16 protein-coding genes are annotated in these 14,345 nt (G+C 28.0%); 14 read left to right on the forward strand and 2 right to left on the reverse strand.

The window, feature by feature from the left end:
• Position 1 precedes the first annotated feature (1 nt).
• Genes uppS through truA form a run of 4 tightly spaced genes read left to right on the forward strand, consistent with a single transcriptional unit; the run spans position 2 to position 3,172 of the window.
• Entirely contained in the window at positions 2–670 is a 669-nt protein-coding gene (gene uppS, locus L8W55_RS02975; protein WP_263677272.1) for a polyprenyl diphosphate synthase, read from the forward strand.
• Positions 667–1,416 (forward strand): prepilin peptidase, encoded by a 750-nt coding sequence (locus tag L8W55_RS02980; RefSeq protein WP_263677273.1) that lies wholly within the window; start codon positions 667–669, stop codon positions 1,414–1,416. The genes uppS and L8W55_RS02980 overlap by 4 nt, the downstream gene beginning before the upstream one ends.
• A complete protein-coding gene (locus tag L8W55_RS02985; RefSeq protein ID WP_263677274.1) occupies positions 1,413–2,438 on the forward strand; it encodes an LptF/LptG family permease in 1,026 nt (341 codons plus the stop codon). The genes L8W55_RS02980 and L8W55_RS02985 overlap by 4 nt, the downstream gene beginning before the upstream one ends.
• On the forward strand, positions 2,438–3,172 hold the full coding sequence (gene truA / locus L8W55_RS02990; protein ID WP_263677275.1) for a tRNA pseudouridine(38-40) synthase TruA: 735 nt from the start codon (positions 2,438–2,440) through the stop codon (positions 3,170–3,172). The genes L8W55_RS02985 and truA overlap by 1 nt, the downstream gene beginning before the upstream one ends.
• On the opposite strand, the gene L8W55_RS02995 is transcribed toward truA, so the two are convergent.
• Positions 3,126–4,004, reverse strand: coding sequence for an EamA family transporter (locus L8W55_RS02995; protein WP_263677276.1), 879 nt, complete (start codon positions 4,002–4,004; stop codon positions 3,126–3,128). The genes truA and L8W55_RS02995 overlap by 47 nt on opposite strands.
• Position 4,005: 1 nt before the next feature.
• Positions 4,006–4,458 (reverse strand): methylated-DNA--[protein]-cysteine S-methyltransferase, encoded by a 453-nt coding sequence (locus tag L8W55_RS03000; RefSeq protein WP_263677277.1) that lies wholly within the window; start codon positions 4,456–4,458, stop codon positions 4,006–4,008.
• A gap of 109 nt (positions 4,459–4,567) precedes the next feature.
• On the opposite strand from L8W55_RS03000, the gene L8W55_RS03005 reads away from it, so the two are divergent.
• The 10 genes from L8W55_RS03005 to L8W55_RS03050 all read left to right on the forward strand — a co-directional run bounded on the left by L8W55_RS03005 (position 4,568) and on the right by L8W55_RS03050 (position 13,740).
• On the forward strand, positions 4,568–5,815 hold the full coding sequence (locus L8W55_RS03005) for an ankyrin repeat domain-containing protein (protein ID WP_263677278.1): 1,248 nt from the start codon (positions 4,568–4,570) through the stop codon (positions 5,813–5,815).
• Positions 5,812–6,558, forward strand: coding sequence for an SDR family NAD(P)-dependent oxidoreductase (locus L8W55_RS03010; RefSeq protein ID WP_263677279.1), 747 nt, complete (start codon positions 5,812–5,814; stop codon positions 6,556–6,558). Before L8W55_RS03005 ends, L8W55_RS03010 begins: the two co-directional genes overlap by 4 nt.
• A 16-nt stretch (positions 6,559–6,574) precedes the next feature.
• On the forward strand, positions 6,575–8,287 hold the full coding sequence (locus L8W55_RS03015) for a Na+/H+ antiporter NhaC family protein (RefSeq protein WP_263677280.1): 1,713 nt from the start codon (positions 6,575–6,577) through the stop codon (positions 8,285–8,287).
• Positions 8,288–9,328 (forward strand): tRNA (uridine(54)-C5)-methyltransferase TrmA, encoded by a 1,041-nt coding sequence (gene trmA, locus L8W55_RS03020; protein ID WP_263677281.1) that lies wholly within the window; start codon positions 8,288–8,290, stop codon positions 9,326–9,328. It begins immediately after the preceding gene.
• Positions 9,329–9,463: 135 nt separating this feature from the next.
• Positions 9,464–9,805 carry a MarR family winged helix-turn-helix transcriptional regulator gene (locus tag L8W55_RS03025; RefSeq protein ID WP_263677298.1) on the forward strand — a complete coding sequence of 114 codons (342 nt, stop codon included), beginning with the start codon at positions 9,464–9,466 and terminating at the stop codon, positions 9,803–9,805.
• 10 nt (positions 9,806–9,815) lie between these two features.
• Positions 9,816–10,988, forward strand: a complete 1,173-nt coding sequence (locus L8W55_RS03030; RefSeq protein ID WP_263677282.1) for an MFS transporter — start codon at positions 9,816–9,818, stop codon at positions 10,986–10,988.
• 68 nt (positions 10,989–11,056) lie between these two features.
• Complete coding sequence (locus L8W55_RS03035) at positions 11,057–11,416, forward strand: CoA-binding protein (RefSeq protein WP_263677299.1); 360 nt, start codon at positions 11,057–11,059, stop codon at positions 11,414–11,416.
• Positions 11,417–11,418: 2 nt separating this feature from the next.
• Positions 11,419–12,630 carry a threonine ammonia-lyase gene (gene ilvA / locus L8W55_RS03040; protein WP_263677283.1) on the forward strand — a complete coding sequence of 404 codons (1,212 nt, stop codon included), beginning with the start codon at positions 11,419–11,421 and terminating at the stop codon, positions 12,628–12,630.
• A gap of 47 nt (positions 12,631–12,677) precedes the next feature.
• Positions 12,678–13,169 carry a PAS domain-containing protein gene (locus tag L8W55_RS03045; RefSeq protein WP_263677284.1) on the forward strand — a complete coding sequence of 164 codons (492 nt, stop codon included), beginning with the start codon at positions 12,678–12,680 and terminating at the stop codon, positions 13,167–13,169.
• Positions 13,170–13,248: 79 nt separating this feature from the next.
• Positions 13,249–13,740, forward strand: a complete 492-nt coding sequence (locus L8W55_RS03050; protein WP_263677285.1) for a PAS domain-containing protein — start codon at positions 13,249–13,251, stop codon at positions 13,738–13,740.
• The last annotated feature ends 605 nt before the right edge of the window (positions 13,741–14,345 follow it).

The following is a 14,345-nucleotide window of genomic DNA, read 5'->3' on the forward strand; positions in this document are numbered from 1 at the left end:
AATGAATGAGTTAAAACATCTTGCTGTAGTAATGGATGGCAATAGAAGATGGGCTAGAAAAAATGGACTTTTAGAAAAAATTGGCTATAGTCAAGGTGCTAAAGTTGTTGAAAAAATCATAGAAGTATGTATAGATGAAAAAATTCAAAATCTAACCCTTTATGCTTTTAGTACAGAAAATTGGCAAAGACCAAAAGAAGAAGTGGAGTTTCTTTTTAAACTATTAAATAAATATCTTGATGAGTCTTTAAATAAATTTGTAGCCAATGAAGTGCGTTTTAAAGCTATAGGAAATTTAAGTCTTTTAGATGAATTAACCTTAAAAAAAATACAAAATTTTCAAGAACAAACTAAAAACCACACAAAATTATGCGTTAATTTAGCTATTTCTTACGGAGGCAAGGATGAAATAGTTAGAGCGGTTAAAAAGGTGATTGAAAAAAATCTTGAAATTAATGAAGCAAATATACAAGCAAATCTTGACTTAAGTGAGGATGTGGATTTGTTTTTAAGAGTAGGGAGTGCTAAAAGAATTTCAAATTTTTTATTATGGCAATCAAGTTATGCAGAAATTTATTTTAGCCAAACCTTATTTCCTGCACTTACCAAAAAAGAAATCGCAAATATTATTACTGAGTTTAAAAAACGCAAAAGAACCTTTGGTAAATGATATTTTTCTTTTTATTACTAGGACTTTGTGTTGGTTCTTTTGTCAATGTTTTGATTTTAAGAACGATTAATAAAGAAAGCATAATAAGTCCAAGATCAAAATGCCCTAAGTGTCTTAAAACTTTGAAATTTTATCATCTTTTTCCTTTGTTATCTTTTGTATTTTTAAAAGGCAAATGTGTTTTTTGTAAGGAAAGAATTTCTTTGATTTATCCTTTTAATGAATTTCTTTGTGCGTGTTTGTTTGTCTTTGCTTTTTATTTAATCGAAGATGTTTTTCAAATTTTAATTTTTGCTTGTATGCTAGCTGTATTTTTAGCACTTTCTTGGATAGATTATTATTTAAAAGCAGTGAGTGAGCTTTGGCTTTGGATTTTATTTATTTTAGCTTTTTGTTTTGATTTTTTGCAAAATGGTTTAATTTTAGAGGATTTTCAAGATAGCTTTTTGTTTCGAGTGTGTTTTGGAGCGGGGTTAATTTTCATACTAAAAAGTGTGATTAATTTTATTAAAAATTTTAAAAAAAGAGATGAAATTTTAGAAAGTTTAGGGGAAGGTGATGTTATAATAATAGCTTTGATTTTTGGAATTTTTGGCTATGAAAAAGGCTTTTTGATTTTATTTATTGCAAGTTTTTTAAGTCTTTTGATGTTTATAAAAATAGCCAAGAAAGATTATCAAATGCCTATGATTCCTTTTTTATTTTGCGGAATTTTGATTAATCTAAGTGTAGAAAGTATATTATGAAACTAGTTTATAAGTATTTGCTTAATCAGTTTTTAAGCACAATGTTGTCTTTATTTTTTACTTTATTTATTATTGTTTCGATTATATTTTTTATACAACTTGCTAAAATTACTGCTTATATTGAAATTACTTTTTTTGAATTAATCAAATTATATATTTTTCTTTTACCAAAGATATTAATTTTTACTTTACCCATATCTTTTTTCATTGCTTTGACTTTGGCCTTTTATAGGCTTTCTAGGGAAAATGAAAGCACGGTGTTGTTTGCTTTGAGTATAGCTCCAAGTATGATAGCAAGTTTTTTTGCAAAAATTGCAGCTTTGGTAAGTGCTTTTATGCTTTTGGTGGTTTTGGTTTTTATACCTATATCTTTTGAACTTTTTGATAATTTTGTAGATTATAAAAAAATTAGCGCTAAAGTAAGCATAAAAACAGGAGAATTTGGACAAAGATATGGGGAATGGCTTGTTTTTATTGATGCTAAAAATTCTGATGAAACTTATAAAAATATCATAATGTATCATCCAAAGAAAAACCTACAAGATAAAGAACAAGTGATTTTAGCCAAAGAAGGAAAGTTAGAAACAAATGATGGGGTTATTACTTTTAAGCTAGATGAAGGAAAGGCTTATGAGATTAAAGAAGAAGATTGGCATATTTCTAGTTTTAAAAATTTATTAATTAAAAGCAAGCTTTCTTCCAAAGAATTAAATACTCAAAGTTTTTATGGGTATTGGTCTGATGTAACAAGCAATAAAGAAAAAGCAAAAGAATTTGTTATTTATATTCTTATAGCTTTATTTCCTTTAGCTAGCGTGCTTTTTGCACTCTCTTTTGGTATAGTAACTTATCGTTATGAAAAAGGTTTTGCTTATTTTGGAATTTTTGTGATTATTTTTGCTTATTTTACGCTTTTGATTAGTTTTTATAATCCTCCTTTTGTAGCTATTGTTGTGATTTTTTCAAGCTTTTTAATTACTTCTTTGTTTTATTTTAAAGCAAAAATTGCAAGTAAGTATTAATGCTTTTAAAATTAACTTTTTCTTATGATGGTTCTAAATTTCAAGGTTCTGCTACCCAGCCACATAAACTTAGTGTCCAAGATACCTTAGCGCAGGCCTTGTCGCATTTGGGTATTTATGAAAAGCCTTTATTTGCTTCAAGAACTGATAAAGGTGTGCATGCATTTAATGCAGTCGCTTGTGTTAAAGCGGGAGAACATTTTAAAGATTTTGTATATTTAAAAAATAAAATCAATCATTTTGCGCACCCATTTATACATATAAAGCATATCCAAAGAATGCAAGAAAATTTTCAAGTGCGTTTTGATGTGCAAAAAAGAGCATATCGCTACATTATAAGTCATGAAAAATATAATCCTTTTTTAGCCTCTTATGTGCATTTTTATCCAAAAATAAATATTAAATTAGCCAATGAAATTGCATTTTTATTTGAAGGAGAGCATGACTTTAAACTTTTTCAAAAAGAAGGCTCTGATAATAAAACAAGCATAAGAAAAATGTATAAAACTAGAGTTTATGCTTATAAAAATTACACTGTGTTTTATTTTGAAGCAAATGGTTTTTTAAGATCGCAAATTAGAATGATGATGGCAAGTATTTTAAAAGTATTAGAAGGAAAAATGAGCCAAAATGAGCTTTTGGAGCAAATTAATGCTAAAAAAGCTTATTGTAGATTTTTAGCTCCTGCTAGTGGTTTGTATTTGAGTAAGATTTCTTATTATAATAATGCATGATTTTTTTATGTATAAAAAATGAAAAAAGAATGATTAAAGTCCCCATACAAAAAGGTAGCAGCTCTACATCTACTCCAAAAATACTCATGTTGATAAAAATACTTATAGGTATAATGGCATTATTCATCAAGGCTAAAACTCCACTATCTACTTCAGTAGAGCCTTTATTCCATAAAAAATATCCAAGTCCTGAAGCAATAGTCCCAAGATAAATCAAAGCTATCCAAGAACTTAAATTGGATGGTAAATTATTATAATCTCCAAAAAATAAAAATGCAGGTAAGGTTATACTGGTTGCGCCTAGATAAAAATAAGCAAAAGCTTCTTTTTGGCTTAAATTTGTATTTTTTTCTAATAAAATTTTATAAAAACTTTGTCCAGCTCCAAATACTAAATTAGCCCCTTGAATAAGTAAAAATCCATATAAAAAATTAGAGTTAATATTATCAAATTTAACTACAAAAGCACCCATAATGCATATAAAAATACTTATAAAATATAAATATCTAAGATTTTTTGAAAAAAGCCCATAAAAAAGCACAACGTAAAAAGGTGTAAAAATCGTAAAAAGCGCTACTTCGCTTACACTTAAATATAAAAAAGAATGATAATAAAATAAATTCATTATGCCAAGTTGTAAAGCTCCAATGCTTATGAGTTTTAATTTTAAATGCAAATTTAGCTTAAAATTTAAAAAAGGTAAAAATACCAATAAAGACAAAAAAACTTTTGCAAATGCTGCAAAAAAACTATCCATTTCTAAGGTAATAAAATGCCCAATTAATGGAAAAGAAAAAGCCCAAATAAAACTTGCTAGCAATAAGCTTGGCATTTTAAAGCACGCCTTCTAATTTAAGTAAAGCCTCTTTGATAAATAAACCACCATTGTATCCACCTAAGTGATTTTTAGCTACTACTCTATGGCAAGGTATAAAAATTGCAAGTTTATTTTTAGAATTTGCATTACCTACTGCTCTAAAAGCTTTTGGATGATTGATAAAAGAAGCAATTTCTTGATAAGTTTTAGTTTGCCCATAAGGAATTTTTATCAAAGCTTTATATACCTTTTGTTCAAATTCGCTTCCCTGAAGAACTAGGGGAGTGTTAAAGGCAAAAAGCTTTTTGTTAAAATAAAGGTCTAGTTCTTCTAAGGCTTGCTCTAAAATAGCGTGTTTATCTTTAGTAAAATCAGGCTTATATATAGTAAAATCAACATTAATAAGCTTATCTTTATCACTTTGTAAAAGAATATAAGCAAAATTAGCCTTGTAAAAACTTTGATACATATTTTTCCTTATTTAAAAGCAAGCATTGTATGAATTTTAAATTAATTAATTGTTATTAAAGCAAAAATTTAGTTAAAATAGTAATTTAATTTATATTCAAGGAAAATATTTGAAGATTTTATTATTTAGTTTGATTATAAGTTTAAATGCTTTAGCTTTGGATTATAGTTGTGAGTATGTTAAGGAAAATAAAGCTGATTTTTTTAAAGAATTTGAGCCAAAAAATACACAAGATTTTGCTCAAGTGGATTTAAATTGTGCTTTTTCTTTAAAAAACCATCAAATCACAAAAAGATTATATGAGCTTGCTAATGAAATTAGAGGAAGCAATAGTGCTTGTATGGGTGGAGAATATTTTAGTGATTTGAGAAAATTTGATTTTAAATTATTAGAAATTGCACTTGATCCACAAGGCTATCAAAAGACTTTACAAGATCCTATAATACTTGAAGAAAAATTTGCAAAATTAAAAGCGTATTTTAGATTTTGGGCTTATCAAAGCATTGGAAATTTTAAACTTTTTAAGGAATTTTGGAAAGAATATAATAATGCGATTAATCCTTTAACAAGATATTTTCAAAAGGAATTTAATTTAGATAAAGCAAGTGCAATTTATTTTGCTAGTAATGCTTTGAATGAATTTTTAAACTGGGCGGTTGGCGAGACTAAAATCTTTAAAGATATTTCAGATTTTGAAAAATTTGTAGCTAATAAAAATAACTCTTTAGAGCAGATTAAAGAGTATATTTATACTAAAAAAATTAGTAATTTAGAATTAAACAATGGTTTTAAATCAGCCTTGTTAAATAATAGAGAAAGTGAGATTATAAGAGAATTTATAAAATTAGGTGTAAAAATAAATGAAGGTTATGAATCTGCTTTATTTTTTGCACTAGATAATGCAGAAAATGTCAAGGTTTTGCTTGAAAATGAAGCGGTGGTTGATTATAAAAATTCTTTTGGGAAAACACCTTTGTTTTATGCTGTTGAATATAACAACTATAAAGTTGCCAAGCTTTTGCTTGAAAATGGTGCAAATGTAAATCAAAAATACATTAATGATAATGAAAAGCTTTCTATTGCTAGTATGGGAAGCAATACGCCATATTTTATCACCTTATGTGCACTTGAGCATACTTCTAAAAATATTTTTATGCATGGAGCAAATTATGCAGATGTAAAAATGCTTAAGTTGCTTATAGATTACAAAGCTAATTATAAAGAAATAGATGATTTAGGATTTAATGCTCTTGATTTTGCCATCATTGCAAAAAAAGAACAAAATATTAAATTTTTAAAAAAACTTGGTTTAAAAGAAAATGAAAATTTGATGTTATATGAAAAGGCACAACCATGAAAACTGCTTTAATAACAGGAGTAAGCTCAGGCTTTGGTTTAGAAAGTTTAAAAGCCTTAATAGAGCTTGATTATAAAGTTATAGCCATAGCAAGACGCAAAGAAAGATTGGAAAAACTACAAGAGCTTTATGGGGATAAAATTTATCCTATTGTGCTTGATGTTAGGGATAAACAAGCAGTTTTTACAGCAATTGAAAATTTACCTCAAGATTTACAAAATATTTCTTTACTTGTTAATAATGCAGGTCTTGCTTTGGGTTTAAATGAGTTTGATTCTTTGGATATTGAAGATATTGAAGCTATGGTAGACACTAACATCAAAGGCTTTTTGTATATAGCAAGAGCTACTTTACCTTTACTTAGAAAAGCACAAAATGCTCATGTGATTAATCTTGGCTCAATTGCGGCAAATGTACCTTATTATGGAGGTAATGTTTATTGTGGAACTAAGGCTTTTGTGGCACAATTTTCTAAAGCCCTAAGAACGGATTTGCGCGGAAGTAATATAAAGGTGACAAATATTGCTCCAGGGCTTTGTAAAACTGAATTTAGTGAAGTGAGATTTAAAGGTGATATTAAAAAAGCTGATGAGGTTTATGAAAATACTAAATATATTAAAGCTGAAGATATAGCAAAAATTATTACTTTTATTATTAGCTTACCTGAGCATATTAATATTAACGAAATTGAACTTATGCCTGTGACTCAAACATGGGCAGGAACTTTTAGCGAGAAAATATAAAAACTTAAGGAAAAATATGAAAATTTTTTATTTATTATTAGCTCCTTTATTGTTATTTGCTGATGCACAAGCAAATGCAGAACTTTTTGGAGTTTGGACACTTTTACCACCGGTGATATCTATTATTTTAGCTTTTATTACTAAAGATGTGGTACTTTCGTTGTTTATTGGTGCATTAAGTGGTACTTTTATGCTAGGACTTATTGAAAATAGCATTTATCATGCTATTATAGCTTCTTTTACAGGCTTTATTTCTAAAGTGGTAAATGCTATGGCAAGTCCTGGTAATGCAGGAATTTTACTACAAGTTTTAACCATAGGTGGGGTTGTAGCTCTTATTACCAAAACAGGTGGTACTAAGGCTGTGGCTGTTTGGCTTTCTACTAAAGCTAAGCAGGCAAAAAGCTCACAATTTGCTACTTGGTGTATGGGGATTTTTATTTTCTTTGATGATTATGCTAATTCATTAATCGTAGGTCCTATCATGCGTCCGGTAACAGATAAATTTAGAGTAAGCCGTGAAAAACTTGCTTTTATTATGGATGCAACTGCAGCGCCAATTACCGGTCTTGCTATCATTTCTACTTGGATAGGACTTGAAATTTCTTTAATTCGTAGCGGATATGATCTAATCGATAATGCAACTTTTGCGCATTTAGGTATAGTAAAAGAAGAAATCAATGCTTTTGAAATCTTTGTACAAACCTTACCTTATAGATTTTATAATCTTTTTATGTTGATTTTTGTTGTTTTGACTATTTATACAGGTAGGGAATTTGGACCTATGTTAAAAGCTGAGCTTAGAGCTAGAGCGGGTAAATTTTCTCATGGTCATGAGCAAATTGATAATATAGAAGATAAGGTTTTAGAGCCAAAAGAGCATGTAAAATTACAAGCTTCTAATGCTATTATACCTTTGGCTGTCTTGATTGTGTTTTCATTTATAGGTTTTTATTTTAGTGGTTATAATGCCCTAGATGATGCGAGTGTTAAAGCACAAATAGATGCAGCACCATTTAGTTTATTTGCTTTTAGAGAAACTTTTGGCGCAGCTGATGCTTCAGTTGTATTATTTCAAGCAGCACTTTTAGCTACCATAGTAGCTATTATTTTAGGAATGTATAGAAAAATATTTACTTTAAAAGAAGCTATTGCAGTTTGGACTCATGGTTGGAGGACTATGATTATGACTGTGATTATTTTGCTTTGTGCATGGTCATTAGCTTCTGTGATTAAGGATTTAGGAACTTCTAAATATTTAATTGATTTATTTTCAGATAAAACACCTATTTACTTGCTTCCTACAGCAATTTTTATTTTTGCTTCTATTATATCTTTTTCAACAGGAACTAGTTATGGGACTATGGGTATTTTAATGCCTTTAGCTATTCCTTTAGCTATGGCTGTTGGGGTTCATAATGAATTAAGCGGAGCAGAGTTGCACCAATATATGATTATTAATATTTCAGGTGTTTTAACAGGAGCTATTTTTGGAGATCATTGCTCGCCAATTTCTGATACAACTATACTTTCATCTATGGGAAGTAAGTGCGATCTTTTAGCTCATGTTAGCACGCAAATGCCTTATGCTTTGAGTGTTTGTGCTATTAGTATACTTTGTGGTTATTTGCCAGTAGCACTAGGACTTAATGTATGGATAGGGCTTGTTTTTGGAATCTTAGCTATGATAGCTTTGCTTTTTGTGGTTGGCAAAAAGGTAGATGCATAAATGCATTTTGAAGAAAAAATTGCTTTAAATAAAGCATTGTTTTCTTCTTTATATAATGGAGAAATTCAGTGCTTTAAATCACCTTTAAAAGCTTATAGAACTAGGGCAGAGTTTTCTATATATCATCATGAAAATGGGGAAATTTCTTATGCAATGTTTGAAAATAAGAAAAAAATTCCTATTGAAAAATTTGATATAGCAGATGAAAAAATTCAAAAATATATGCCTATTTTATTAAATAATCTAAATGAAAATTTAAAACATAAGCTTTTTGGAGTAGAGTTTTTAGCTACAAAATTAGATTTAAGTATAACTTTACTTTTCCATAAAAATATAGAGCTAATTACACAAGATTTACAAGAATTAGCAGAAAAATTAAATCTCAAGCTCATAGCAAGAAGCAGGGGTAAAAAACTTGTATTTAATGGGGAAAATTTAAGACAAGCTTTAAAAATCAATACAAATGAATTTTTATATGAGTTTAATAATGATTGTTTTATCCAGCCTAATACTTTTATCAATGAAAAAATGATTGAATGGGTTGTATCTTGTATTGGAAGTGATTTTAAGCAAGATTTATTAGAGCTTTACTGTGGTTATGGAAATTTTACCATAGCTTTAGCAAGAAATTTTAACAAAGTTTTAGCAACTGAAATTTCTAAAAAAAATATCGAATTTGCTTTAAAAAATTGCGTTTTAAATTCTATTGAAAATATAACTTTTACAAGGCTTTCTAGTGAAGAGTTAAGTCAAGCTTTGAAAAAAGAAAGAGAATTTAACCGCTTAAAAGGCATAGATTTAGATAGCTTTAAAATATCTCATGTCTTGGTTGATCCTCCAAGAGCAGGGCTTGATCTAAGTGTGATTGAACTTATTAAAAATTATGAAAATATCATTTATATTTCGTGCAATCCTATCACTTTAAAAGAAAATCTTGAAATCTTATGTCAAAGTCATGAAATTTTAAATTTAGCCTTTTTTGATCAATTTGCCAATACTCCTCATCTTGAATGTGGGGTGCATTTAAGAATAAAAGCTTAGTATAAGTTAGAATTTATACAAGCTTTGTTATTATAAAAATAGTTGATTTAATCAATTAATTTTTATAAAGGATTTCTTATTTTATTTCAAAAAATTACTTATACAAATAGAAAAATACTCTATAAAGTCAATGAAATTTTAAAACCCTTTGGACTAAAATCAAGTGATTGGAGGGTTTTTGTATATTTAAATCAGCATGGCTATAGTACTTTAGCTCCAATATGTGAGTTTTATCAGATGGATAAAGCTATACTTTCTAGAGTTGTTTCTAAATTAGCAAAACTTGAATATATAGAGTTTTTAAAAGCAGATGATAAAAGAGAAAAAATCATTACTTTAAGCGCTAAAGGTAAGGAAATTTTTTTAGATGCAAATGCTCATATAAGAAAATATGAAAGAAATGTTTTAGATATCTTAGATGTAAAAGATCAAGAAAGACTTTTAAAATTACTTGATTATATCAATGAGAAAATTTAAAAGGTTTTTCATGGGATTAAGTAAAAAATATAATTTATTTAATGTAAATTTTTTCTGTATTTTTGGGATAAATTTTGCTATTTGTCTTGTTTTTTATATGAGTACTATTTCTAGTACAGATTATGTTTTAGGTGTTTTAAACCTTCAAACTAGTACCGCAGGTCTTATTATGGGAGCTTTTGTTATAGGTGCTTTGCTTTCTAGACTTTATTTTGGTTCTATAATCGATGATGTTAATATAAAAAAGGTTATAGTATTTTCGCTTTTGTTTTATCTTTTTATTAATTTGATGTATTTGAAATTTTATAATGTATATTTTTTGATTTTAATACGCTTTTTAGCAGGGGTTTGTTATGGAATTTGCTCTTGTGCTTGTGGGGCAGCTATTGCTAGGATAATACCTAGCAATAAAAGAGGAGTTGGTATAGGATATTATGCTACAAGCGTTGTTTTAACTTCAGCCTTAGGGCCTTTTTTGGCTATAAAACTTGACTCTATCAATCAATTTTGGCTTAGTTTTTTAATAGCTTGTTTGAGTATTGTCTTTGCATTAGTTTTATCTATTTTTTTAAAAGTAAGAAGATTTAAAAAACATCATCATACAAAAAGAAAATTTAGTATTTATAATTATTTTGAAAAATCAGTTTTAAATTTAGCCTTAGTGACTTTTTTACTCGCATGTCCTTTTGGTGCTATTATAGCTTATATGAGTGCTTATACCCAAAGTTTAAATTTAGCTTTTGCTGGATCTATGTTTTTTGTAATATATGCTGGATTTTCTATGGTTTTTAGACCACTTGCTGGTAAAGTGTTTGATAATTATGGTGCTAACATTGTGATGATTTTTTCCTTTTTGAGTTTTATAGTATGTTTGCTTTTGCTTGCTTTTGCATTAAATTTTTATATGATTATTTTAGCTGGAGTTTTTTGTGCGTTAGGTTATGCTAATGCTACTTCAAGCGCTCAAGCTTTAGCTATAAAACTTGCACCTAAAGAAAAAATGGGCTTGGCTAATTCTACGTTTTTTATAGCCTTAGATTTTGGTATAGGAGTAAGTCCTTATTTGCTAGGCATTATAGAGCCAAGTATAGGTTTTGCTAATGTTTATGCTTTTTGTGCTTTATTGGTTGCAATGGCTTTGATTTTGTATTGTTTATTGGTTGTAAAAAAAGCTTCTTATTAATATGATTTTAGATACAATGCTTTAAAAAGGAAAAAGCATTGTGTGATAGTTATAAAATACTAAGTACTATGAAAAATATAGCCATCATAGGACTTAGCCCTAATCAAGATAAACCTTCTCATTTTGTAAGTAAATATTTACAAGATTTAGGTTATAAAATTTATCCCATCTATCCTAAAGAAGATTTTATTTTAAATGAAAGAGTTTATAGAAACTTAAAAGAAATCCCTTTTGAGGTTGATACGGTTGTGATGTTTAGAAAAGCAAGTTTTGCAAATGAAATTTTTGAGGATCTTTTGAGTAAAAAGATTAAAAATTTTTGGATGCAACTTGGCATTGTCAATGAAGAGATAATGCAAAAATGTAAAAAATATGGTATAAATTGCGTTCAAGATCGTTGTATTAAAATAGAACTACAAAAAGGATAATCATGGTTGAATTAAATAAAATTTATCAAGCAAAACAAAAAATCGCAGATTTTGTATTAAAAACCCCTTTTGTGCACTCTTCTTTTTTGAGTGAGTTTTTAGAAACTGATGTTTTTTTAAAATGTGAAAATTTGCAAAAAACTGGTGCTTATAAAATTAGAGGAGCTTATAATACAATAGCTAATTTAACTAAAGAACAAAAACAAGCAGGTGTAATAGCTGCAAGTGCAGGAAATCATGCACAAGGGGTAGCAATTAGTGCTAAAAAATTTGGCATAGAAGCTGTGATTGTTATGCCTGAAGCTACGCCTTTATTAAAAGTAAGTGCGACTAAAAATTTAGGTGCAAAAGTGATTTTAAAAGGGGATAATTTTGACGAGGCTTATGCTTATGCACTAAATTATGCTAAAGAACATCATTTAAATTTTATTCATCCTTTTGAGAATGAAAGTATTATAGCAGGGCAGGGTACTTTAATGCTTGAAATGCTTGATGAAATAAGTGATTTAGATATGATTTTGGTTCCAGTTGGTGGGGGAGGTTTGATTAGTGGAGTGGCAAGTGCTGCTAAGCAAATTAATCCTGCTATAAAAGTTATCGGAGTGAGTGCTAAGGGAGCTCCTGCGATGTATGAGAGTTTTAAAAGTAAAAAAATGATTAATTCAAAAGCTGTTAGAACCATAGCTGATGGTATAGCAGTGCGTGATGTGAATAAAATTAATTTTGATATTATTCTTGAATGTGTTGATGATTTTATTCAAGTTGATGATGAAGAAATAGCTAATGCAGTATTGTATTTACTTGAAAAGCATAAAATTACAGTTGAAGGAGCAGGAGCATCAGCAGTTGCCGCACTTTTGCATAAAAAAATAGATTTGAAAAACCATAAAAAAATCGGAGTGATTTTAAGTGGTGGAAATATCGATGTGCAAATGCTAAATATCATTATAGAAAAAGGTTTATTTAAAGCTTTTAGAAAAATGCTTATTAATGTTACTTTGATTGATAAGCCGGGTGCTTTGAGTGCTTTAAGTGATGCTATTAAAGAAGCTCAAGCAAATATAGTTAAAATTGATTATGATAGATTTTCAACTAAGCTTGAGTATGGCGATGCGATGATTTCAATCACTCTAGAAACTAAAGGAAAGGAGCATCAAGAATTAGTTAGAAAGATACTTTATGATAAAGGTTTTAATTTTAATGAAATTTTATGATATATTAAATATAATATTTTTTAAATAAAACCAAAAAAAGGGTAAAAGTGCCACAAGAGAAAATTTTAGAACCAGATACATTGATAACTTCTAAAACAGATTTAAAAGGAGATATCATTTATGCTAATGATGATTTTTTAAAATATGCTGGTTATAAAATGAATGAGATTTTGTATAAACCACATAATATTGTGCGTCATCCTGATATGCCAAAAACGGTTTTTAAGTGTTTGTGGGATTATATACAAGATGGAAAAGAAATTTTTGCTTTTGTAAAAAATAAAACCAAACAAAATGATTATTATTGGGTTTTTACTAATGTTACAGCCTCATTTGATGATCAAGGAAATATTATAAATTATTATTCAGTAAGAAGAAAACCTAAAAGAGAGGCTATACTGGTTATAGAGCAAGTTTATAAGGTTTTATTAGAAACTGAAAAAACTGGAGGTATAAAAGCTGGAGTGAATGAACTTATGAAGATAGTTAATTCTTATGGTATGAGTTATAATCAGCTAATTTTAGAGCTTCAAAAATAATTTTATAAAAATATTTAAAAAATGTTTTTTAAAAAAAGGCATAATAAGTCTGATTAATTTAAATTTAAGGAAATTATCTATGTCTTTGGAAAAAGTTCTAACTTCAGATGTTTTAATAACATCAAAAACTAATTTAAAAGGTGAAATTATTTATGCTAATGAGGATTTTTTAAAATACTCTGATTATAAAATTGAAGAAATTTTATATAAACCTCATAGTATTATGCGTCATCCTGATATGCCAAGAACTGTCTTTAAATATCTATGGGATAATATTCAAACGAAAAGAGAGGTTTTTGCTTTTGTAAAAAATAAAACAAAATTTAATGATTATTATTGGGTTTTTGCAAATGTAACTGCTTCTTGCGATGCTAATGAAAATATTTTAAATTATTATTCAGTAAGAAGAAAACCTAAAGCAGAAGCTGTTAAAACAATAGAAGAAATTTATAAAGTTCTTGTAAGAAAAGAAAAGGAAGGTGGTATAAAAGCAGGACTTGAAGAATTAAATGCTGTAGTAAAATCTTATGGGATGAGCTACAATGAATTAATAATACAAATTCAAAAATAAAAGGATGTTGATGAAAAATATAGTATTAGTTGGTATTGGTCTGGGTGTTTTATCTTGTGCAAATTCTATATATTTTATGGATTTTATTTCCTTTGGATTTTCTTTGGCTTTGTTTTTATTGTTTGCTTTTGCTTTTGTTGTTTTAAAAAAAGAAGATCAATTTAGTGATAAAATCTTAGATCTTAGCAGAGAATTAAAAAATGGTAATTTTGATTCAAGAATTGTATACATTAAATGTAGCAATAAAAAACTTAAAGAAATTGCAGATAATCTTAATAATACTATAGATGGTTTAGAAGCTTATTTGAGAGAAATTAATACCTCTATTGCTTGTTCTCAAAAGGGTGAGTATTTTAGAAGAGCTATTCCTGAGGGTTTAAAAGGAATTTTTGTTCATAATATTAACTTTATCAATAAAGCTTTAGATGATATAGAAAAAACAGGAAAATCTGTTTTTAAAAATGCTTTATCAAGAGAATTGATGGATTTGAGTTTAAATAGTCAAAATGAAAATTTAAATGACTTATCTTCTGCTTTAAATGGTATTATTAAGTTGATGAGAGAAGTTTTTGGTGATATCAAAATCATATCAGATACTGCTCAAA

It is taken from the genome of Campylobacter sp. FU_520, from assembly GCF_025772385.1.
GTDB classification, from domain to species: Bacteria; Campylobacterota; Campylobacteria; order Campylobacterales; family Campylobacteraceae; genus Campylobacter_D; species Campylobacter_D lari_C.

Excerpts from the sequence above, each read along its gene's own strand:
- uppS (WP_263677272.1), top strand. The coding sequence starts at position 2 with ATGAATGAGTTAAAACATCTTGCTGTAGTAATGGATGGCAATAGAAGA.
- L8W55_RS02980 (WP_263677273.1), top strand. The coding sequence starts at position 667 with ATGATATTTTTCTTTTTATTACTAGGACTTTGTGTTGGTTCTTTTGTC.
- L8W55_RS02985 (WP_263677274.1), top strand. The coding sequence starts at position 1,413 with ATGAAACTAGTTTATAAGTATTTGCTTAATCAGTTTTTAAGCACAATG.
- truA (WP_263677275.1), top strand. The coding sequence starts at position 2,438 with ATGCTTTTAAAATTAACTTTTTCTTATGATGGTTCTAAATTTCAAGGT.
- L8W55_RS02995 (WP_263677276.1), bottom strand. The coding sequence starts at position 4,004 with ATGCCAAGCTTATTGCTAGCAAGTTTTATTTGGGCTTTTTCTTTTCCA.
- L8W55_RS03000 (WP_263677277.1), bottom strand. The coding sequence starts at position 4,458 with ATGTATCAAAGTTTTTACAAGGCTAATTTTGCTTATATTCTTTTACAA.
- L8W55_RS03010 (WP_263677279.1), top strand. The coding sequence starts at position 5,812 with ATGAAAACTGCTTTAATAACAGGAGTAAGCTCAGGCTTTGGTTTAGAA.
- L8W55_RS03015 (WP_263677280.1), top strand. The coding sequence starts at position 6,575 with ATGAAAATTTTTTATTTATTATTAGCTCCTTTATTGTTATTTGCTGAT.
- trmA (WP_263677281.1), top strand. The coding sequence starts at position 8,288 with ATGCATTTTGAAGAAAAAATTGCTTTAAATAAAGCATTGTTTTCTTCT.
- L8W55_RS03030 (WP_263677282.1), top strand. The coding sequence starts at position 9,816 with ATGGGATTAAGTAAAAAATATAATTTATTTAATGTAAATTTTTTCTGT.
- L8W55_RS03035 (WP_263677299.1), top strand. The coding sequence starts at position 11,057 with ATGAAAAATATAGCCATCATAGGACTTAGCCCTAATCAAGATAAACCT.
- ilvA (WP_263677283.1), top strand. The coding sequence starts at position 11,419 with ATGGTTGAATTAAATAAAATTTATCAAGCAAAACAAAAAATCGCAGAT.
- L8W55_RS03050 (WP_263677285.1), top strand. The coding sequence starts at position 13,249 with ATGTCTTTGGAAAAAGTTCTAACTTCAGATGTTTTAATAACATCAAAA.